At 55.2% G+C, this 20,533-nt stretch carries 17 protein-coding genes; 3 read left to right on the forward strand and 14 right to left on the reverse strand.

What is annotated here, in order from left to right:
- The first annotated feature begins 184 nt into the window (after positions 1–184).
- Complete coding sequence (locus JRJ26_13505; GenBank protein MBW2058503.1) at positions 185–922, forward strand: amino acid ABC transporter ATP-binding protein; 738 nt, start codon at positions 185–187, stop codon at positions 920–922.
- Positions 923–1,013: 91 nt separating this feature from the next.
- Here the strand turns inward: JRJ26_13505 and JRJ26_13510 are convergent, their stop codons facing one another.
- From JRJ26_13510 to JRJ26_13545, 8 genes are all read right to left on the reverse strand, one after another.
- The gene (locus JRJ26_13510; GenBank protein ID MBW2058504.1) at positions 1,014–2,441 is read right to left on the reverse strand and encodes an ABC transporter substrate-binding protein; all 1,428 of its coding nucleotides are present in this window, start codon (positions 2,439–2,441) and stop codon (positions 1,014–1,016) included.
- 175 nt (positions 2,442–2,616) lie between these two features.
- Positions 2,617–3,684 (reverse strand): proline racemase family protein, encoded by a 1,068-nt coding sequence (locus JRJ26_13515; protein MBW2058505.1) that lies wholly within the window; start codon positions 3,682–3,684, stop codon positions 2,617–2,619.
- A gap of 106 nt (positions 3,685–3,790) precedes the next feature.
- Complete coding sequence (locus JRJ26_13520) at positions 3,791–4,801, reverse strand: hypothetical protein (protein MBW2058506.1); 1,011 nt, start codon at positions 4,799–4,801, stop codon at positions 3,791–3,793.
- Between the two features lie 177 nt (positions 4,802–4,978).
- The gene (locus tag JRJ26_13525) at positions 4,979–5,935 is read right to left on the reverse strand and encodes a threonine/serine dehydratase (GenBank protein MBW2058507.1); all 957 of its coding nucleotides are present in this window, start codon (positions 5,933–5,935) and stop codon (positions 4,979–4,981) included.
- Between the two features lie 182 nt (positions 5,936–6,117).
- Positions 6,118–7,158 (reverse strand): aryldialkylphosphatase, encoded by a 1,041-nt coding sequence (locus JRJ26_13530; GenBank protein ID MBW2058508.1) that lies wholly within the window; start codon positions 7,156–7,158, stop codon positions 6,118–6,120.
- 241 nt (positions 7,159–7,399) lie between these two features.
- A complete protein-coding gene (locus JRJ26_13535) occupies positions 7,400–8,092 on the reverse strand; it encodes an amino acid ABC transporter permease (GenBank protein ID MBW2058509.1) in 693 nt (230 codons plus the stop codon).
- Entirely contained in the window at positions 8,092–8,766 is a 675-nt protein-coding gene (locus tag JRJ26_13540; GenBank protein MBW2058510.1) for an amino acid ABC transporter permease, read from the reverse strand. Before JRJ26_13540 ends, JRJ26_13535 begins: the two co-directional genes overlap by 1 nt.
- A gap of 78 nt (positions 8,767–8,844) precedes the next feature.
- Complete coding sequence (locus tag JRJ26_13545) at positions 8,845–9,657, reverse strand: transporter substrate-binding domain-containing protein (protein MBW2058511.1); 813 nt, start codon at positions 9,655–9,657, stop codon at positions 8,845–8,847.
- Between the two features lie 626 nt (positions 9,658–10,283).
- On the opposite strand from JRJ26_13545, the gene JRJ26_13550 reads away from it, so the two are divergent.
- The gene (locus tag JRJ26_13550; GenBank protein MBW2058512.1) at positions 10,284–11,108 is read left to right on the forward strand and encodes a sugar phosphate isomerase/epimerase; all 825 of its coding nucleotides are present in this window, start codon (positions 10,284–10,286) and stop codon (positions 11,106–11,108) included.
- Positions 11,109–11,121: 13 nt separating this feature from the next.
- Here the strand turns inward: JRJ26_13550 and JRJ26_13555 are convergent, their stop codons facing one another.
- Genes JRJ26_13555 through JRJ26_13575 form a run of 5 tightly spaced genes read right to left on the reverse strand, consistent with a single transcriptional unit; the run spans position 11,122 to position 17,644 of the window.
- A complete protein-coding gene (locus JRJ26_13555) occupies positions 11,122–11,829 on the reverse strand; it encodes an aspartate/glutamate racemase family protein (protein MBW2058513.1) in 708 nt (235 codons plus the stop codon).
- Positions 11,830–11,857: 28 nt separating this feature from the next.
- Positions 11,858–12,955 carry a PLP-dependent aminotransferase family protein gene (locus tag JRJ26_13560; protein ID MBW2058514.1) on the reverse strand — a complete coding sequence of 366 codons (1,098 nt, stop codon included), beginning with the start codon at positions 12,953–12,955 and terminating at the stop codon, positions 11,858–11,860.
- Positions 12,956–13,004: 49 nt separating this feature from the next.
- Entirely contained in the window at positions 13,005–13,595 is a 591-nt protein-coding gene (locus JRJ26_13565) for an indolepyruvate oxidoreductase subunit beta (protein ID MBW2058515.1), read from the reverse strand.
- A gap of 17 nt (positions 13,596–13,612) precedes the next feature.
- Complete coding sequence (gene iorA / locus JRJ26_13570; GenBank protein ID MBW2058516.1) at positions 13,613–15,397, reverse strand: indolepyruvate ferredoxin oxidoreductase subunit alpha; 1,785 nt, start codon at positions 15,395–15,397, stop codon at positions 13,613–13,615.
- 51 nt (positions 15,398–15,448) lie between these two features.
- Positions 15,449–17,644 carry an acetate--CoA ligase family protein gene (locus JRJ26_13575; GenBank protein ID MBW2058517.1) on the reverse strand — a complete coding sequence of 732 codons (2,196 nt, stop codon included), beginning with the start codon at positions 17,642–17,644 and terminating at the stop codon, positions 15,449–15,451.
- A 231-nt stretch (positions 17,645–17,875) separates the two neighbouring features.
- Here JRJ26_13575 and JRJ26_13580 point away from each other — a divergent pair, with 231 nt between their 5' ends.
- On the forward strand, positions 17,876–19,021 hold the full coding sequence (locus tag JRJ26_13580) for a geranylgeranyl reductase family protein (protein ID MBW2058518.1): 1,146 nt from the start codon (positions 17,876–17,878) through the stop codon (positions 19,019–19,021).
- Between the two features lie 5 nt (positions 19,022–19,026).
- Here JRJ26_13580 and JRJ26_13585 read toward each other — a convergent pair whose 3' ends face one another.
- Entirely contained in the window at positions 19,027–19,770 is a 744-nt protein-coding gene (locus JRJ26_13585; protein MBW2058519.1) for a nucleotidyltransferase family protein, read from the reverse strand.
- Positions 19,771–20,533: the final 763 nt, after the last annotated feature.

The raw sequence follows: 20,533 nt of genomic DNA on the forward strand, positions 1-20,533 counted from the left end.
GGCAGTACACCCGACGCGACCCCACCTCCAGAAGAGACTGCCTTCCCCGCGCCTCATGGTTTTTTGGGGCGCTTTACACCTGTTTTTTGCCTCCGCGGCACTCTTGTGCTATTATTTGTTTCGCTGCGATGGGCCTTTCTTCTATAGCTGCTGACAGGAATTATGGGGTGGATGGAGACATAACTTGCACCATCTAAAAATCGATGATTTAAGTGCCGCATACGGTGATACACCCGTCCTCAGAGGAGTCTCTTTGGGAGTGGAAAGGGGTGAGGTCGTCACCCTCATTGGCGCCTCGGGCTCTGGCAAGAGCACGCTCCTGCGGGTGCTGGTGGGGTTGCTGCGACCGAGGTCCGGACAAGTCATTCTGAACGGCGTTCCCGTCGACTATGGAAACAAAAAGGCGGTAAGAGCCGTCCGGGACCAGATTGCAATCGTGTTTCAGCAGTTCAATCTCTTTCAAAATATGACCGCCCTTCGAAACGTCACTATCGCCCCCATCAAGATCAAGAAACGGGACCGCAGGGAGGTAGAAGAGGAAGCAAGGAGGCTGCTGGAAAAGGTAGGTTTGGGCGATAAAATGCACGTTTACCCTGATGAACTCTCCGGCGGGCAACAGCAGCGTGTTGCCATAGCTAGGGCACTTGCACTCAGGCCGGAGATCCTGCTCCTGGACGAGGTGACATCCGCTCTTGACCCTGAACTCGTAAGTGAGGTCCTCGACACGATCCGGCTCCTGGCGGCCGAGGGAATGACCATGCTCATCATCTCACATGAGATGGGATTCGTGCGAGAAGTAGCCTCCAAGGTCGCATTTCTGGACAATGGCCGTATCCTGGAGATTGGGTCCCCCCAGGAGATCTTCGATAGCCCACGCGAGCCTCGCACGCGTGAGTTCGTTGGTAGGATCCTGCGTCACTAAGTGTCGCCTCTGAAAAGAGTTCGAAGAGTACCCCCACGAGGCTCGCTCAATTTTCCTGATTTGCCCACATATTGAGCGCGTTCGGTTTTCTCTATACCAGTCTGATCAGGCCGTCATTGCCTGCTGACCATCCTCCGAGGTGTGGGGCTACACCCCAGGAATACGTCGGACTGTAAAGGAAGATCCATGGCGCATCATCCCGAATGATACGGTAGATTCGCCGGTAGACCTGTTGCCGTCTGACATTATCCGGAGTAGCTGCCGCCTCGTCAATCAAAGCGTCAACCTCTGGGTTGGTGTATCCCAGCCACCAGGGACCATGCGCGCCTGAATGGAATTTCTCGCGGAAAACGCGATAGCTACTTAAAGGACTGGAATCAAAACAGCATGCGTCATCTATCTCCTTTGCTCGAACCATATTCGCATAGCCTGGGCGGTCCGTGAACTCTCTTATCCCGGTGGAAATGCCGATCCGACCATACTGCTCCGCCATGTGTCGCGCCAGATCCGGTGCTTCGTCCGGAAGCCTCGTGGGAACATCGAGAACGAGTCTGAGCCCTTCGCCGTAACCGGCCTCGGCCAGGAGAGCCTCTGCCTTTCCCGGATCGTACGGGTATGGGGGTGTCTCCGGGTCACACCCAAAGTGCAAATAGGTCAGTGGTCCATTCAGAGGGCGAGCAGCTCCCTCCATGACTCCTTCAACAAGCTCCGGAACATCCAGGCCGTAGTTTAGGGCCTGCCGCACGCGTCTGTCCGTACAGGCGCCAGACTGGAGATTGCACATGAACGCGGTGCACACACTGCTCTCCGATGTGAAAACCGTTGCCTTACATTCGATCATTCGGGCGTCTTTGGGACCTATATCCGACACCAGGTCGGCCACGCCCACCAAAAGAGACTCAACTCTTGAACCTGAATCAGCCTCTGCCTGCCAATGGATCTCTTTTGCCGGAGGCAGCCCCCCCCAATACCTATCCCAGCGGCTCATCACAATGAGATTTTTGTCTGCTCCCACGAAGCGGTAAGGTCCGCTACCAACCGGTTTGCCCGGAAGCCCTGCCAGGGCACCTGCCGGGACGATGGGAAACTTGACAATCAAGTCCAGCAAATCGGCCGTGGGTCTGGCTGTGACGACACGCACGCTGCGCCTATCGAGTGTCTCGAAGACAGCCCCTTCCAGGTAGCTCCGATACACGCCGCCAGTACCCAGTTCGCCCTCCATGGAGGGGTCACGCACTCGCTCGAGGCTGGCCACGACATCCTCGGCTACCAGGATGGAGCCGTCATGGAAGTGAACAGGAGACCGCAGGAAAAAGGTCCATGTACATGCGTCGCTGTCGAGCATCCAGCTTTCAGCCAGTGCAGGGCAATAACCACCCCTCCCGTCCCGGGATACCAGGGACTCGTACATGGAAAATATGATGCTCAGGCTGTTCTTGTCATCACTGGATACGTGGGGATCTCCCAACCGGACCTGGGGTTGGAGTATGGTGAGCTTTTCTGTTGGTACCAACGCCAAAGTTGACCCTCCTTCTTCAGAAATGCGCCTATGCAAGCTGCCTGACTACCCCGCCTGCGTCAGCTCCCAGTTAATGAGCCCCGGCAAGTATATAGGAGTCAAAACAGAAGACGCCGGTTCAGTCTATGGGAGGTGCCAAAAGGCTCCTACCCCTCTCGGCGTCCTGGCAGATCGCCTAACCCACGTAAAACCCGTGAGTCAGAGAATCGCGCGGATCGGTCATGATGTAATTGATTCCTGTCACATAGGCACTCCCCTCAATTTCCGGAATCACGGCATCAAAGGTTCCGATCTTCGTCTCCTCTACAAGCCTGGATCGAAATAGACTCCCTGTTGTTCCGCTCTCGTGCACGTAGTCCTGGTTCAGCTTGAGCTGACCGCGCGCGTGGAGGATTGCCATCTTAGCACTGCTTCCTGTCCCACAGGGGGAACGATCATATCCCAAGGCTTCAGAGGTGACCAGATTCATGCTGTCTGCTTCAGGATTTTTCGGGGGCCCCACAAATACCATCTGAGGAATCTTACCCCCAGGGCCGAGGATCGGATGCTCCGGTGAAACCACGGCGTTCACTGTTTCCAGGATTCGATTGTTGGCTTCACTGAATCGATCCAGGTTCTTGACATCTATCTCCAATCCCAGTTTCTCTGCTTCGACGACCACATACCAGTTCCCGCCAAAGGCGATGTCGACTGTGAATCGGCCAAAGGGTGCTACATCGACTTCCAGGTCCCGCTTATAGACAAAAGCGGGTTGATTTCGGAAGGCCACGCTTTCGGCCTTACCGTTAGAGACCCGGATACGAACAACGATGAGGCCCGCCGGTGTTTCAACGACGACCCTCGTCTCAGGCTCCTCCGCGCGGACGATCCCGGCTTCGATGGCGCTCGCAACCGCCCCAATCAGGCCATGCCCACACATATCGAGATAGCCCAGGGCGCAAGCGATGACAACCCCGAAGTCTGCCTCATCCGTGGTTGGAGGGCAAAGGATGAAGGCGTGCATGGTCTTGTGGCCCCTCGGTTCAGCCGTCAACGTGGTTCGAAGGTGATCATAGTTCTCAGCGAAAAACCTGCTCTTTTCCGTAATAGTATCCCCCTTGATCTCCGGCATACCTCCCACCACCAGCCGCGTCGGCTCACCTCCTGTATGAGAGTCGATACAAACGATGCTCTCCCGAGATCGGAGAAGTTTTTCTGTCACTGCTGCTGCCCGTTTCTCAAATGCCTCGCTTTTGTCTGACATGGTGTAAGGCTCCTTTGGTGGAGGACGAAACTAAGCAAATCGTTTCCCGATCGCCTGCCGGTGATCAAGAAAATGCATGCCTGTTCAGGCTATGGTCATCACAGCGCTATGATTGTACTTCGTCAGACTCGGAAACCGATTCTTCTTCGGGTTCCAGCCCCAAGAGTCTCTCAGGATTGGTTTTTACCATGGTGCGGATGTCCTCGGGCCGAATACCCAGGTCCAACATACAGGCGATAAACTGGCGTAGTCCCTCAGCCGGCGTGGAGAGAGCGTAGCGGCCGAAGTCGGTCGACATGATGCAATGCTCCGGTCCCAAAGCCTCAATCTGATCGGCAACCTCCCTGATGCCACTCCCAGGTGTTTTGGCCATTCCTTCATCGATTGATGCATATTCCTTTTCCACATAGTAGTGAGTCAGGGGAATCATCTGCGGCGCCGTGTAGGCAGCAAAAGAGAGCTCTATAAACGCGCCTTTGCCGGCCATGTATTTGAGTTGCTCGGTTTTTGCGTTTTTGGTAACAGAACTCGATACGACCACTCGCTGGTAACCATACTTCTCCCTAAGCTCTACCAACCGTATCGCCTCTTCCACAGAGACGTGGCCGGTGTCCATATAGATCTGCGGATTAGCAGCAAGCAATTGCAGCATCTCATCCAACTCCGGCCCCGGATCTTCGTCAAGGGGTATACGGATACACCGATCCAGCTCTTCTCTCTTGAATTTGGGGTAAAGTTGGCTCAGGGCGACAAACTTCCCGTCCTTCATGCGCCCTTCCTTTGAAGCCTGATAATATGTTGAATGAGCGCCGAAATCAAGGTACTTCGCGCCATCCCCATAGTATATTGCGGTCTTAAAGGCACGGGGATTCATGCCGCCATAGACCGTATTCAGAATTAGACCACCGTAAACCTTGAAATTGGGAACATGGCGGTTGACCAACCAGGCTATGCCGTTACTCATTTCAAAAACATCTTTGAGGACTATGGCCCTCATACCAGCGTCCCTGGAGTCGATTGCAGTTTCAATCGGGTCGAGCCTTCGCGGGCTGCTTTTCAGATGGGGCCCTGGATGGACATGGATGTCTATTGCGCCCTTGAGCAAGTCTTTTGTCATTTCTAACGAACGACCTTCTGGTAGAGCTTTCACAGTGGTCCTCCTCTCAACTCGGCTAGCACTCAAACAAGTATATTACCTCTCGGGAAGCGACATTTCCAGGAGTATTCGGTGTGAAAACTCCTGGCCCTTCCTCGAAGACAGCCCATCTGTCCAGATGTTGCCCACTCAGGCCGACTATTTCGCCCGACTGATCAGCCTGTTGTACTTGGTGGCGTCTATATTGCGACCGGTTATTACAAGGACCACCTTCTGGCCATGCACATCGATTTTGCCACCCAAGACAGCAGCCAGACCAACCGATGCAGATCCTTCAACCATCAACTGCTCGTCCTCCTGGAATACCCGCATGGCCTGGATGATCTCATCCTCCTCCACCAATTTGACTCCCTCAACCAAATTGCAAGATACCTCCCACGTTAACGGCGTCAGTGTGCCTAGAAGTCCATCCGCGACTGAGGGCCGGATGTCAACCCGTTCGTGACAGCGGCCATCCTGAAAAGAAAGGTAGGCGCCTGGTGCGGCAGTAGGCTCCACGCCCACGATTCTCACCTGCTCAGCGGCGCATTTAACAGCCGTTGCGATACCGGAGATCAGCCCTCCGCCGCCAATCGGAACAAGAATCGTTTCCACACCGGGAAGGTCCTCCATGATCTCCAGCCCAATCGTCCCCTGCCCTGCGATAACCAGCCGATGACTGTGGGAATGAACATAGGTCGCGCCGCTCTCCTTTGCATACCGCAGGGCCTCATCCAGGGTTTCGAGGAAATCTGCGCCGTGCAGAACAGCCTCGGCACCAAAGGCCTTTAGCCTCTCCACCTTGTTTGGGTCAGCCCCTCTGGGCAAGAATATCCTCGTCGGCGGTCTCCCGAAAATGCTCGCCGCATAGGCGAGAGCAATACCGTGGTTGCCACTTGAACAGGTCACAAGACCCCGGGTCCTCTCGGTCTGAGTGAGAGCGGAAACCATGTTGATTGCTCCGCGGACCTTGAAGCATCCGCACACCTGCCAGCACTCCATCTTCAGGTAGACCTGGCAGCCCGTCCTGCGGCTCAGCCTGGATGAGAAGAGGATCGGCGTACGGAAGATCAGATTCTTCAGGCGGGCCCGTGCAAACCACACATCCCGAGGCATGAAGGAGGTGGTTGCTGAATCAGATGGGATCACTTGACACACCAAACAACTAGTCGATCATCACAGAAAATCGGCCAGAAGATCTTGGAAACAAAGACAAGCATGCCATTTCGTCCAATAATAAGATGATAATCTTGGAAATTCGGAATAACGATAAGTAACGTCTGAGGTTCTGATCCGGTTCATACAAAAGCAACCAGGCGTCCAGGGTTCTGGACAAGGACCGCCTCGATTTCAGAATCACTGAAACCCTTTCTCCTCATCATTGGGACGATATTAGCGAAAATATGCCCGTATCCGTGCCCGCCATAGCAAACAAGCCGCGTCTTGCTACAGATGTCCTGCGAAATCACCACCTGGGACAGACGCCCTTTGTCAATGAGCGCACGGATCGATTTCAATCGCATGCCATCGTTTGGAAGGTCGACGTCCTGAAATGGATAGTAAGAGGATTCGATCCCAAAAAAATCGTATTCGATCATGCAACCGGTTTCAGCCAGTTCAAAAAGCGTCTTGTGGTCAAAAATCGTCCTGTCGATGTGACTGACAATGACCCTGCTCGGATCACCCCCGTTTCTTTCAATATACCTGACGATCCCAAGAGGCGCCTCGGGATGCCGCCCAGGATGAATATTTATCGCGGCACCGGTCTCGCGCTGTGCAATGACAGCCGCGCATAGAACTCGCTTCTCCAGTTCAGCCTGCGGAAATGAGCATCCGATCTCGCCGATTATCCCGGCCCGGATGCCGGTATCCCCCACACCCTCAAGGATATCAGAAATCATCTCTCCAGCAATCATTTGAACGGACATCTCTCTCATACCAGGAGCAAGGAACTCCTCGGTATAGTAGCCGCAACCCATAATGATATTAACGTTTGCTTGCTCAGACACCCGTCTCAGTCCCACCGGATTGCGCTTCAACCCTCTACAAGTCAATTCCACGACAGATCGGCCGCCGGCCTCTCGCATCCTCACCAGCTCTCGGACAGCAACCTCCTCCTGATCCAATCGGTTATTGCCCGGATGGTTGCACCAGTGGTAACGAATCTCCCAAGTGTTTTCGAGGCTAATCTCCACCTCAGGTTCTGCGGATCTGAAACGTCCGGGCGGGGTCAGGTCACATAATATGTGTTCGTGCATAAGCGTAGGACCAAGTGCCTCCGGATCTGTCAACCCCGTTACAGTCTGCACCTTCCCTCTCAGATTCTGGAGTCTTTCCATCTCCGTGCGACCATCCCAAGGAAGAGCGGACCATGGTGGGGCAGGATTTTGACCATGAGCTCCCTGGCCCGGTCTGAGCCTTTAATCGGCTAGAACCTCCCCGGCTTTTCCCACTTCCCCGGTCGTATCATCATCCCTAAGAACGAGCCTGACCGCTTTGGCAAAAAAGAGCCATTGCGCAGGAGACGATATCCCTAGTTCTGCCCTGTTTGGTCACAATGCGGCAGCCCCTTCGCAGGTATCACTCTCGGCACCCGGAGACGCCGAGCTTCTTCTCCATCCACACACCAAGACGGGCGAGCGGGTAGGAGATGATAAAGTACAGAGCCAAAACCGTTCCAAACACAAGCGCTGGAGAGAACCCTTTATTGTTCAGCACCTTACCGGCATATGTGAGCTCGATAACCCCAATTTGTGATGCCAGGGCAGTGTCCTTTATGAATAGAATGAAAAAACTGAACACAGGTGGCAAGATGACCTTCCAAGCCTGGGGCAGAATCACCATGCCAAGTTTCTGGACCAGGTTGAAGTTCATGGTATCGGCCGCTTCCCACTGCGTTACGTGCACGGACTCTATACCCGCACGCACGATTTCTCCTGTATAGCTGGCCGCAATCAGGCAAACCGTGGTCAATCCGACGATGAAGACAGAGACATCGAGATCGAGGGCATGGTACATGAAGAATATAAACATCAGGGTAACAAGAAAGGGGACCCGCCGGAAGAACTCGATGTACGATATGGAAAGGAGACGCGCCGGCAGCAACGAAACTCCCCGGGTAATGCGTACAACCGCAAGGAAAAATCCGACCAACGATCCAATTATGCATCCCACAGCGGATAGGCACAAGGTGGTCAACCCGGCCTTCAGGAGAAACACTACATTGTAGTAGGCAAAAAACTTTGGAATTTCTTCAAATAATGCTGCGAACATCAAAACACCTTGCTCTTAACCCTAAACAGCCAGCGTCCCAGGAGTACCAAGATCGTACTGGCCGCCACAGTAACTAGAAAATAAAGCGCTGCCGTTACCGAAAAGACCTCGATTGACCGAAACGTGAGAGCATTGACGTTGAACGCACGGCCGGTTAGCTCTTCTACGCCGAAGATTGCCGCCATAGAGGTACCTAGTGTCATGATGATGTAAAGATTAGACAGAGGAGGAAACAGAACCTTGATAATATGGGGGAAGATCACATACCGCACAGACTGGATAAGTGACATTCCCACTGTTTCGGCTGCTTCCATTTCGGCTCTGTGGACCGAAAGGAATCCCGCTCTCTGGATCTCTGTGAGGTATGCGCCTGCATTCAACGTCATCCCGACCAGTACGGCTTCGTAAGGTGTCAGCAGGATGCCCACCTCTGGTAAGGCAAAAAAGAGGAAATATATCTGGACCAACTGGGGTGTGTTCGTGAAGAAGGTCACATAGGTGCCGACAACACTGCGGAATACTCGACCACCGAAGGTCTTGCCCAGGGCACCCACAAGCCCAATGACCATGCCGCCGCAAAAGGCAAGGAAGGCAATCTGAAAACTGAGCCAGGCGCCAGAGATCAGATAGGGAAGGTATTTGAGAACCTGGCCGAATTGAAGGGTATAATGCATTAACCGAATCTAAATCAGCATTAACTAACATAGGAGCTGCCCGACTTTATAAGTGCCGGGCAGCCCCCGGGACTGGTATCAGAACCACTCGCTCCAGTGTACTTTGAATACTATAGGTCCGCCAAACCATTTCTCCCATAGCCTATCTACGACTCCATCCCTATATAACTCGTAGATCGCTACATTCAGCCAATCCCTCAGTGTGTAATTTCCCTTGGCCACACCTAAGCAGTTGAAGTAGATTTCGACCGGGGTCTTGATCACCTTCCATTTGACTTGCTTGTGGGTTTTCATGTACTTCCACATATAGTCTATGACATCTATCATTGCATCGGCGCGCCCCTGTGCAATGGCACGAATGACATCAGGGTAATTGTCGAGAAGCAGTATCTTTGCCTTGGGGAGATTTTTCTGGATGAAAGGAATGGGCGTTGTACCGCGCACCTGTACGAATGTAATGTCCTTACGGTTAAATTCTTTATAATTCTCATAAGGTATCTTCTTTGTGGTTAATACACCGAAAGCCTCCGTGGTAATCGGTAGTGTGAAATCGATGATTTTTGCCCGCGCGGAATTGCGGGTCATCGCACCCATAACGAAGTCGATCTTGTCCGCAGCCACAAATGGAATACGGTCTGGCGATCCGACTCGCACCACCTTCAGCTTCACACCGAGTTTCTTGGCGATTTCGACAGCAAAATCCTTGTCGAAACCGTCTATCTCATTCTTTTCATTGAAAAGCCCGAGCGGTGGCAGGGTGGGATTGATACCGACACGAATCTCTCCTGCCTTGATAATCTGGTCAAGGCTCCTTGCCTGGGCTATGGATACGCCAAATGCAAGGACGATCACCAGAAAGCCCAAAAACCACACTGTTCCCAAACGCTTCATCTTGCACCTCCTTTTTTGGAAAAGACATTACGCCCCCACCTTTTCGTTTTACCTACAAGGCGGAGACCCTCGATCAACCAGAACGAGAATATATCCGAGCGGCTAATCTGAGTCAAGGAAATAATGTTGGAGTTCCTGAGTTTTCGGCCGAGGATTCTTGCAAGTATATGACTTCACGATTTTTTTCTGTTTTGGCAGGAGAACACCCTTGTCCCCTCGCTCCTGAGCTCACGCGGTGACCCTATCAACACGAATCACGAACACGACCTCTCCCCTCCCCGCTCACCCTTGATGGGTACCCCACCGCTTCCGCAATGTCGCTCCGAGGCAAGGGTGTTCTCCAAAAGTCAGGAAACCCCAGAATAATCGTCTTCAGTTGGGACTCGGAATAGGCATGACACCCGGCGTCGGATTTGGAATCGAATTGTGCTCCGCAGCAAGTCAGACTTTTTGCGAAGACCCCCTCTCGGTGCAATGCCTTCTGTTGACAAACACGCAGAATAGTCGCACTATTGCCACCGGAAGCTGATCGTGTAGCAGGCTCGGGAAGAGCTGCACCGGAATAATCTGGAAGCGGAGGTTAGGGTTTTTCGATCAAGACACCATGTAATAGAGGAGCAAAGTGAATGAAATTCGGGATCTGTGTCTGTGTGGAAGATATTGGTGCGGCGGAACGAGCGGGTTATGACTATGTGGAGCTCACTGTCACGAACGTGGCCCCTGAAGTCGGCAAGGCCGAAATAGCGAATTTGAAGAAACGGCTGGGCGGTTTTAGCATTAGGCCTGAGGCATGGAGGAGGTTCCTACCTGGAGAGCTCCGGCTGGTGGGTGGAGAGGTGGACTTCGCAAATGTCACCGATTACGTCAGGACGACTATGGGCAGAATCGGGGAACTGGGCGGCAAAGTGGTTGTTTTTGGGAGCCCGGGGGCGAGAAATATCCCGGAAGGTTTTCCCAGGCAAAGGGCCCATCAACAAATCGTTCGCTTCCTGCAAATGACCGCCGACGTGGCGGCCGAGAACGATATCACCGTTGTGATAGAGCCTATCTTGCGAAGGAACTGCAACGTGATCAACTCGGTCTCGGAGGCGGTAGCCCTAGCCAGTGAGCTCGGCAGGCCGGAGGTCAAGGTCCTGGCTGATCTGTATCACATGACCGCTGATGGTGAACCACTGAACGTAATCACCGAAACCCATGGCCTTCTGCGCCACGTACACATGCCGGTCCCTGATATCTCCGGTCTGAGTGAGGCTCGCAATGTAACTACCACTTTGCCTTCATACCCTGTTGAGGGGTTATTGAAAAAACTACGGGAAATTGATTACACGTACACGATGAGCGTCGAGGATCTCGACAGGAGATTCATGAACCTCGAAAGGGAGGCGCCTTTGGTGCTTTCCCACATCAGATCGACATGGGAAGGGTTCTCTTCGCTATCCCCCCGTGAATGACGCGGCATCACTACTACTTGAACGGTTTTTCGGGAGGAGAAGAGAAAAGGCCCACCTTGCTATGGACCAATCCCAGGTCGACCATGGCCTCAGCCACCTTCAGAGCGACTGCCGAGGGGTCGAGGATCTTGATCTTCAGCTTTTCCTCTATCTCGGGTGCATAGCCCGCCATTCCGGCGCATCCCAGTATGATTACTTCTGCGCCGTCCTCCTCGACGGCCCTTCTTGCCACCTCGAAGACTCTTCTCTTTGTCTTTTCCGGGTCTGCATCGGTCTCGGCCACCGAGAGATCGAGGCTACGGATCGAAGCCAGGAAGTGATCCAACCCCCGCATGTGTACGTGCTCCCTTTTCGATGGAATGCGCTCTTTCCTGGGGGTGATGACGGAGAACTTGGCTCCCAGCATGGCGGCCATGTGGAGGCTCGACTCCTCGATTCCGATGACCGGGATTTCCGATATCTCTTTTGCGGCTTCCAGGCCTGGATCCGAGAAACAGGCCAGGATCACGGCATCGTATCCCTCTCGATTGGCCTTCCTGACCAGGTCGAGGGTCGGTGGAACCGCGATGGCCTCGTCATAGGCGGACTCTATCGTATCGGGTCCCCTTTCGGGACAAAGAACGGCCAACTCCGTGTCAGGACGTTTTATCCGGACGAGTTCCTGCCGGATGTGATCAGTCATCCGTACCGAGGTATTCGGGTTGATGACAAGTATTCTCATTGTAGAATCCTTTCAGCCGACGAGTGCCCTATCTCTTGTAACGCTCGATCGCCCTGGTCAGTCTCCTTATTCCCTCTTCTATCTCCTCGGGTGTAAGTGCGCAAAAGGGGAGCCTGATGAAGTTGTCGCCTCTCCGGTCAGGGAAAAATCCCCTTCCGTCCGTCAAAACAATGCCGAAGCTTCTTGAGTTTTCCCTTACAGCCTTGCCGTCGATGGTGTCGGGAAGCGTGACCGATATGAAGAACCCTCCGTCGGGCTTGATCCATTCCGCCCCTTCCATGAACCTGTCCAAGGCCTCCAGCATGGCCTCCATCCTTGGACGATAAAGGGTCTTCAGCCTTTCGATGTTGGGCCCGAGAAGCCCTCTCCGGCAATACTCATAGGCTATCCCCTGGGTCGGCAGTGCCGGATGGATGTAGGTGTCCTCGCTCCACTTGTGCAACTCCGGCATCAGATCGGGCGGGCCTATCAAGAACCCGATGCGGAGCCCGGGGCTGAGAACCTTGGAGAAGGACGAGACATGAACGACCCTTTCCGGGATGAGCTCCTTTATGGTGGGGATATCCTTTCCACGGTACCTGAGATCTCGATAAGGACCGTCCTCGATCACAAGAAAGCCATACTGCTCGGCCAGGCGGGCGATCTCCTTTCTCTTTTCCAGTGAGGTGGTAACCCCGGACGGGTTCTGAAAATCGGGGATGATATAGAAGAGCTTCGGAACAGAGATTTCCAGCTCTTTTCGCAGGCTTTCGATGCTTATCCCATCCGGCTCCAATGGTATGCCGACCACGTCGGCCCCTGCCCGCTTCATCGCCGTGATCGCTCTGTCATAGCTCGGGTACTCGAGGTAGACGGTATCGCCTCTCTCGACCAGGATTCCCGCGATGAAGGTGAGGAATTCCATGGAACCGTTTCCGATCAGGACCTGCTCGAGCTTGACCTGGTATCTCTGCGCGATCCACTCGCGCAGAGGAGTGTAACCCGAGTAGTGTCCGTATTGGAACAGTACCTTCCCCTCCTCTTGAAACACGGTCCTGGCACAGTCGATGATCTCGGATAAAGGCAGCCCCTCGGCCGCCGGGTTCCCTCTCGTAAACAGTATCGGTCTCTCTGATTCCAGGCTCAACGGTTGCTCTCCTTCCTTTCCCTTGTTTCCTCCGGGCTCATTGGAGGGGCTATCCGGTCAACGACCTCCCCCTTTCGAAGGCCTTCTGGTTCAAGGCAACCAGCCTCGCCGGCACCCTCTCCTTGACCACCTCTTTCCAGACCCCCGCCTCGATGTCGAGCAGTTTCGACAACGCTCCCAGGACGACGATATTGAGAGTTCGGGAATTGCCGAGCTCGATGGCTGTCTCCAGTCCCGGGATCACATAGACCTTCCCGGCCGCCCTTTCCAATTGTGACAACATCTCTGTCCTGTCCGGGTACGGGAGCTGACCGGAACTGACTGAAACAGGATCGAGCCGGCAGTCATTCACCACGATCGTGCCCCCGGCCTTCACGTAGGAGATTCTCCTAAAGACCTCCAGCCACTCAAACCCGATCAGATAGTCGGCATTCCCCTCTTCCAAGACCGGTGCGTGGACCCTTTCCGCCCACCGAACGTGGCTGACAACGCTGCCACCCCGAACCGCCAAACCCAAAATATCGGATTTCTTCACATCATAACCCGACCGGGCTCCAACCTCAGAGAGGATGTCACTGGCCATTACGATCCCCTGGCCTCCGACCCCTGCGATGAGAAAATTCAAAGCCCTTCCCGACATACCCCCACCCCGCTCTTTCACGATGGATTTCCTTCCGGCTTCCGTATGGCCTCTGTCGGACAGACCTGCCGACACACATCGCATCCGGTACAGAGCACCGGATCGATTTGGGCTTTTCTTCTCCCGGTTTTTTCGTTCCTCTCCTCGCCTTTCACGATGGCCGGACAGCCCAGCCTGAAACACCGGCCGCAAGCCGTACAGAGGTCCGTATCCACAACGTAAGCCGGCTGGGGATTCCTCGAGACAAACACGCACGCACCCCTGGCGATAAGAACGGCCGTACCTCCATAACCCGTGCACTCCTTCAAGGCACTCTCCATGGCTTCCACGTCAAAGGCGTCTACAGTCAGAATCTTCTCGACCCCCAAGGCCCGGACCAGTTCAGCGATATCGACCCTCCTTGTCGCCTCTCCCATCAAGGTGAAATCGTTTCCCGGGTTGTCCTGGTGTCCCGTCATCGCCGTCGTAAAGTTGTCCATGATAATCACGGTCCCGACCCCATGGTTGTGAACCATGTTGAGCAGGGGGGGAATTCCGGCATGGAAAAACGTCGAGTCCCCGATGGTAGCTGCGGCAGGCTCTGGAAGCCGCGCCTTGCCCATTCCGTGGAGGACTCCGATGCTGGCTCCCATGGCGCCCATCGTGTGCTGTGCGTTGAAAGGAGGAAGGGCTCCCAGGTTGTAACATCCGATGTCCCCGGCAACAGGCAACTTCATTTTGTTCAAGAGATAGAAGCTCGTCCGGTGCGGACACCCCGGACAGAGCACCGGACTCCGGCCGGGAAGTTCGCCGCTCGGCTGGGTACCGGCTCCTCTTGCCCGGTCTTCGGGAAGAAGCCCTGCCTTGGTTCCCAAGTCTCTGAGGGTTTGGGGCAACAGTTCATCGCAAGGCGGGAAGATCTCCTTTCCCACCACTTCGATGCCCATGGCCTTGATCTGTTCCTCCAGAAAGGGATCCAGCTCTTCGATAACGACCAGCCTTTTCACCCCGCCGGCAAATTCGCGAATAAGAAGCCTGGGCAGGGGAAAGGTCATGCCGAGTTTCAGGAAGGAGGCATCCGGGAACACCTCCCTGGCGTATTCGTAGACCACGCCGCTCACGATGATTCCCAGGCTCCTATCCCCCCACTCGATCCGGTTCCAGGGGAAGGTCTCGGCGTAATCGGCGAGTCTGAGCAGACGGTCCTCGACCATGGGATGGCGTTTCTTTGCCCAGAGACACATGCAGTTGTATTTCTCCGCGTTACGGGTAAACGGTCCGACTTCCTCCTTCATCTCAGGACGTTCACCAAGGTCGACCAGGGATTTGGAGTGGGAGGTACGCATGGTGGTCCGGATCATGACCGGGGTGTCGAAGCTCTCGCTTAGTTCGATTCCCCTAATCACGAAGTCCTTGGCCTCCTGGCTGTCTCCAGGTTCGAGGAGGGGGAGCTTTCCCAACTTTGCATAGTAACGGTTGTCCTGCTCGTTCTGTGAACTGAACATGCCCGGATCGTCGGCGGTGACTACGACAAGGCCCGCTTCCAGGCCCGTGTAGACCGTGTAGAACAACGAATCCGACAGAACGTTCATTCCGACCTGCTTTGTCGTGACCATGGCTCGACGCCCGGAATAGGCCGCTCCGGCCGCCATATCCATGGCCACCTTTTCGTTCACAGACCATTCAGAATAGATCTCTTCATACTTTGCCACGTTTTCAAGTATCTCTGAACTGGGTGTTCCCGGATAGCCGGCAGCCACCTGAATCCCTGCCTCGTATGCTCCCCTGGCAATGGCCTCGTTTCCAGAAAGCAGGACTCTCATGCAATACTCCTCCTCTTCTTTCCTTTGACGGCAGACGAGATCCTATCCCTATCAGGTACCAGGATTCCCGTCAAGATCGCCACCGCCCACTTCCACGACCACATCGACTGCTCGAACCCCTTTGCCCCTGGGAAGAACCATCAAGGGGTTCAAATCCATGGACACCAGCAACTCTCTCAAATCCACGGCCATCCGCCCGACCTGAACCATGACCCGTGCGAGGGAATCGACGTCCGCTCCTTCTCTCCCCCGGAATCCCTCGAGAAGTGTCTTGCCCTTCAGCTCGGAAATCATCGAGTAGGCATCGTCCAGGGTGATGGGAGCAAGCCTCAAGCTCGTGTCCTTCAAGAGCTCTACGAATATGCCGCCCAGCCCCAGGACCACCACCGGGCCGAACGAAGGATCCCTGGAGATGCCCGCTATCACCTCGACGGCCTCCGGCGAAACCATCTCCTGGACCAGAACTCCCTCAAACTCGGCGCCGGGGTCGTATCGATCGGCCCTCCTCCTGATCTCTCCGAACAGGGTCCGGAGTTCCACACCGTCGCGCACACCGACCTCGACCAACCCGGCCTCTGTCTTGTGGAGAATCCGGGGCGACTGCCCCTTGAGGACAACCGGGTACCCGATCGCCTCGGCTGCTTCCAGGGCTTCCTCCACCGATCGTGCAAGGCGCCCTTCCGCGACCTGGATCCCATAGGCCTTGAGGATATCCCGGCTCTCGCCGTATGGGAGAACCCTTCTCTCCCCGCGGATTCGCTGTATCATTCCGGCCAAATCGACGGGTGACTCTCCCGGCCTCTCCTCCCTGAGGGTCCTGCTTCGCTGAAACCGGCCGTATGCGATCAGATTGTGGATAGCGAGGAGGCTCTCCCTTGTTCCCTGGAGGAAAGGGACACCTCCGCGATCCAGAATACCCTTCACGGTAGGGTCCAGACCCCCTGAAACATGGCTGAAAGCGACGACGGGCTTTCCCATGGACGCAGCCCGAACTGCTGCTCTGGCCACATCGGCATACTGGTCCACCTGTTTTTCAGCCATTCCCGGAGGGGAATCCTGTGAGACGGCAATCAGATCGATATTCTCTTCCCGGGCCATGACCTCGAGACAGGCAGGATAGGTCTCTCTCAGGTCTCCGCTTCCCCACGCGTCCAGAGGATTCCCCACAGGTGTGAAGGGTGGAAGTCTCTTTTCGAGTTCCTCCCGGGCCGCCTTCGACAGGGGAGGAAACGAGAAGGACAGATTTTCGGCCAGATCCGCGATCAGGCCGATCTCACCTCCGGAAACCGTGATGAGACCAACACGGTCCCCCTTGGGCAGGCTCTTCCTGCAACGAACAAAGGCCTCTGCTGTTTCGAGCAACTGGTCGAGATCATCCACCCGGATCACTCCGAGTTTCCTGAAAAGAGCATCATGGACCTCGTCGGACCCGGTCAGGGCACCTGTATGGGTGACGGCCGTCTTTTGCGCGAGTCCTGAACGGCCCACCTTCACGACGACCAGAGGCTTGTTCATATCCGCGGCCCTTCTGCAAGCCCGAACGAACGCCTCAGGGCGGCGTATTCCCTCGAGAAAGGCGATGATCACCTCGGTATTCTCGTCGTCCAGGAAATACTCCAGGTAGTCGGTCGTGTCCAATACCGCCTCGTTACCGCTTGATATCAGCGTACTGAAACCGATCCCCCTGTTGCTGTTGGCAAGGGCAAGGATGACAGATCCACTCTGGGCCACCGCACCCACCTTTCCCTTTTCAAGGGTCGGCGACAGGGGGGCGCTGAACGTTCCAACCCGACCATAGAGGTTGGCGTATCCGACACAATTGGGTCCACAAAAGAGGATATCGTTCTCGAGACACACCTCTGTCAATCGCTCCTGCAGGCGGGCTCCTTCGGGGCCGGCTTCCGCAAACCCGCTCGCAAAGGCCCAGGCCCCCCGCACGCCCCGCAGAGCCGCCTGCTCGATGACCGGGATGACCCGTTCGTGCCCGAGGACAACGGCGACGCAATCGATCTTCTCATCAGGCGGAACAGAGGCGAGGGAAGGATAGCAGACGAGGCCCATCACGGCTGAATATCTCGGGTTGATCGGTATGATCCTTCCTTCAAACCCAAGGCTTCGAAGATTCTCGATCACGAGGGAACCCGCACCGATCTTCTCTGAAGCCCCCACCACGGCGATGGACCGTGGATTTAGGAGCGGCCCGAGATCTTTTCTCGATTCTCTTTCCAAACTCTTCCCCCTGGCCATGAAAATATAAAGTATACACTGTTCCGCTGATGATTTCCAGGTTTGACTTTGCGACGAAAGGCACCATGGAAAACCCCTGCCGTACGGCTCTGCTCCAGACCATCCCCGGCTTCCTTCTCACCGGGTTTTCGACCTCCCAGGGAGTCAGACGGCGGGAGGATCGGGACCAGGCTCGAGGAAACCGGGCCGAAGCATTGACGGAGCCGGCCCTGTGGTGGTATGGATTGGAACATGAGAGGAAGGGTAGTCGATGTCATCGTCGTCGGCGCCGGACCCTCGGGATCGACTGCAGCCAGACAGTGCGCCCTTCGAGGGTTAGACACTCTTCTGGTCGAAAAAGAGCGGTTTCCCCGATACAAGCCATGCGCGGGAGGGGTCACCCGTTGGGCCCTCTCAGGGCTCGACTTCGAACTGCCCCAGGAGTTGGTCGAGCTCGAATGGCATGGGGGGCGCGTCTTTTTCCAAGACCACTTCGCCGAGGCATACAAACCCTCGCCTGTGGGAATCCTGGTATCCCGGTCCTCCTTCGATGATCTTCTCCTCGAACGGGCAAAGCAGGCAGGAGCCAGCGTCTTGCTCGCCACCAAGGCGACCGGGTTCGACGTGAGGCCCGGCCACGTGGAAGTGGCTACCAGCGGGGGATCCTTCCGGGGAAAGTACCTTGTAATCGCAGAGGGAGCAATGGGGAAGCTGGCAAGGAGAGTCCGAGGCCCTTACCGGCGCAACGAGGTTGCCGTGACTGCCGTCACGGAGATCAGGAGCTCTCATGATGAGATCCAAAAGCTTACCCAGGGAAAGATCCACATCCACTTCGGTGTGTCGCGCCGGGGGTATGGATGGATTTTCCCCCACAGGGGATACCTTTCGGTGGGAATCGGCGGCATACACGGCCGGGCGACAAACCCGATCCATCTGCTCAAACACTTCCTGACGGAACAGGGTCTTGAAAGGGCGGAGAGGATCCGGGGACATCTCGTCCCCCTCGGAGGGTTCCGGAGGAGGGTGACAGGAGATCGAGTACTGCTTGTGGGAGATGCGGCCGGCTTCGTGGATGCTTTCGCGGGTGAGGGAATCGGCTATGCGATCCTGTCAGGGAAGCTCGCGGCGGAAACCATCCACGACACCCTCAACGGGACTCCTGGTTCGACGCCCGATCTGGCCGCCTTCCGAGACAGATGCGAGGCGAGATTCGGTGCGAGACTCCGCCAGGCCTATTACCTGTCGAGAACCGTTCACAGCCTGCCGGGGGTCTTCCTGAAGACCCTTGCCACCCAGCGGGAAACGATCAACAGACTTCTCGACGTGGCCATGTGGGAGATCTCTTACGGCGAGTTCCTCATCTGGCTCCTTGCACGGATGCCCCGTTATCTCCTGTGAAAGATTCAAGGGGCCTTGGAGAAATGCGCGTTGGCCCTCTCAAGCTGCTCGAAGCTTCCGATATCAAACCAGTTTTCCCTGAACACGTAGCCGTAGACGTCCTGCCTCTCGACAAGATACCGCACAAAGTCGCCCAGATTGTCGGGTCTGTTGCCCTCCTCGATGTATACCCTCAGGGTCTGCAGGTCTCGGGGGGTGAGGAAATAGAGAGCAGTGCTGACCAGGGAGGATTTCGGGTTCTTTGGTTTCTCCTCAAAGCCCACGATCCTTGAGTCCTCATCGATCGACACTACCCCATACAGACCGGCCACCTTTTCCTTGTCGCCCATGTCGTAAAGCCCCACCACAGGGCCACCCTTTTCCCGGAAAAACCCGCTTGCCCTGTTCAAATCAAATTCGAAGAGGTTGTCCCCACCCACGACCAGGACCTCCTCGTCGATCCCTTTCTGCTTCAACACGAAGTAAATGTCTCCCACTGCCCCGAGCCTGTCCTCATTGGAAGTGGTCCCATCATTGAGGATCTCGATGGGCCTCGTCCATTGAAACCCCTGTTTCCATGCCTCGAAGTGGCTCGCAAATTTGTCGTTTGTAACCAGGAGCACACCGTCTATCGCCGGGATCCTGCCGATTCTCTCAAGAATGTGCTCCACGATCGCCTTGTTGCCGACAGGCAGAAGCGGCTTCGGTTTGTCCAAGGTGAGGGGATAAAGCCGAGTCCCATAGCCTGCACCAAGTAAGATTGCCTTCATCGGTCCTCCTCCATCCAGTGGAATCCAAGGTTCCCGCCTAGCTGGTCGTCACCGGAAAGGCGAGTTCCCCTCTCTGAGCAGGTCTTCCAGATCCTGAGCCCCGATCCACTCGCTTCCCAAAGCGGCCCGCAACGGCAGATACGCCCGAAGCCCGGCCCTTCGGGGAGGACGGTCGGCTCAAGAGGTGAGATCACCCGAAAAAGTCCCTGCTTTCGCTCCACAGCCTTTTCTCAGTAACGACCGGTTATCCCCCGGCCTTTGTAATAGCAGAAATATCCGGTCTTTTCAATCAAAACTTCCCTGAAGGGGTCAAGTCTTTTTTTGGACATTCTTATCAAATTACCGTGTAAGTACAATTTGTTAGAGCCGATTGCAGGTTGATAGTCCAGGAAAAAGCAGACCTCGGTCCGGGACAAAAGGGGAGTTGATCAATACCAGCAACCGGCCACACCGCCTGACCTCCCCCCAAAAAACCGTCTTCATCCCTTCCCAAAATCTACCAATACGTACCAAGGAAACAAAACCATGCTCACTCCTAATCTCCTACAAGTGGAACGTGTCCTGTCTTTGGAAGAGGAATTTCTGAAAAGACTCAAAACGAGATTTGATACTCATATAAGAGGCACCTCCTGAGCATACCGGCAAAGGGTTTTCTGGTATGCTCAGGGAAACAAACCAGTCTCAACCCAAGGAGGTGCCTTATGGAATTGTACGCGGCTTTTGATCTTCATGCAACCAACAGTCTTCTTGGCATTGTTGACAA

The organism is Deltaproteobacteria bacterium (assembly GCA_019308905.1).
GTDB lineage: Bacteria > Desulfobacterota > BSN033 > WVXP01 > WVXP01 > JAFDHF01.

Bases quoted from the DNA above. Each gene is read 5' to 3' on its own strand.
- JRJ26_13565 (MBW2058515.1), bottom strand. From the start codon at position 13,595: ATGTCGGGAAGGGCTTTGAATTTTCTCATCGCAGGGGTCGGAGGCCAG.
- JRJ26_13580 (MBW2058518.1), top strand. From the start codon at position 17,876: ATGAGAGGAAGGGTAGTCGATGTCATCGTCGTCGGCGCCGGACCCTCG.
- JRJ26_13550 (MBW2058512.1), top strand. From the start codon at position 10,284: ATGAAATTCGGGATCTGTGTCTGTGTGGAAGATATTGGTGCGGCGGAA.
- JRJ26_13585 (MBW2058519.1), bottom strand. From the start codon at position 19,770: ATGAAGGCAATCTTACTTGGTGCAGGCTATGGGACTCGGCTTTATCCC.
- iorA (MBW2058516.1), bottom strand. From the start codon at position 15,397: ATGAGAGTCCTGCTTTCTGGAAACGAGGCCATTGCCAGGGGAGCATAC.
- JRJ26_13540 (MBW2058510.1), bottom strand. From the start codon at position 8,766: ATGCATTATACCCTTCAATTCGGCCAGGTTCTCAAATACCTTCCCTAT.
- JRJ26_13520 (MBW2058506.1), bottom strand. From the start codon at position 4,801: ATGACAAAAGACTTGCTCAAGGGCGCAATAGACATCCATGTCCATCCA.
- JRJ26_13530 (MBW2058508.1), bottom strand. From the start codon at position 7,158: ATGGAAAGACTCCAGAATCTGAGAGGGAAGGTGCAGACTGTAACGGGG.
- JRJ26_13575 (MBW2058517.1), bottom strand. From the start codon at position 17,644: ATGGCCAGGGGGAAGAGTTTGGAAAGAGAATCGAGAAAAGATCTCGGG.
- JRJ26_13515 (MBW2058505.1), bottom strand. From the start codon at position 3,684: ATGTCAGACAAAAGCGAGGCATTTGAGAAACGGGCAGCAGCAGTGACA.
- JRJ26_13535 (MBW2058509.1), bottom strand. From the start codon at position 8,092: ATGTTCGCAGCATTATTTGAAGAAATTCCAAAGTTTTTTGCCTACTAC.
- JRJ26_13555 (MBW2058513.1), bottom strand. From the start codon at position 11,829: ATGAGAATACTTGTCATCAACCCGAATACCTCGGTACGGATGACTGAT.
- JRJ26_13525 (MBW2058507.1), bottom strand. From the start codon at position 5,935: ATGCCTCGGGATGTGTGGTTTGCACGGGCCCGCCTGAAGAATCTGATC.
- JRJ26_13545 (MBW2058511.1), bottom strand. From the start codon at position 9,657: ATGAAGCGTTTGGGAACAGTGTGGTTTTTGGGCTTTCTGGTGATCGTC.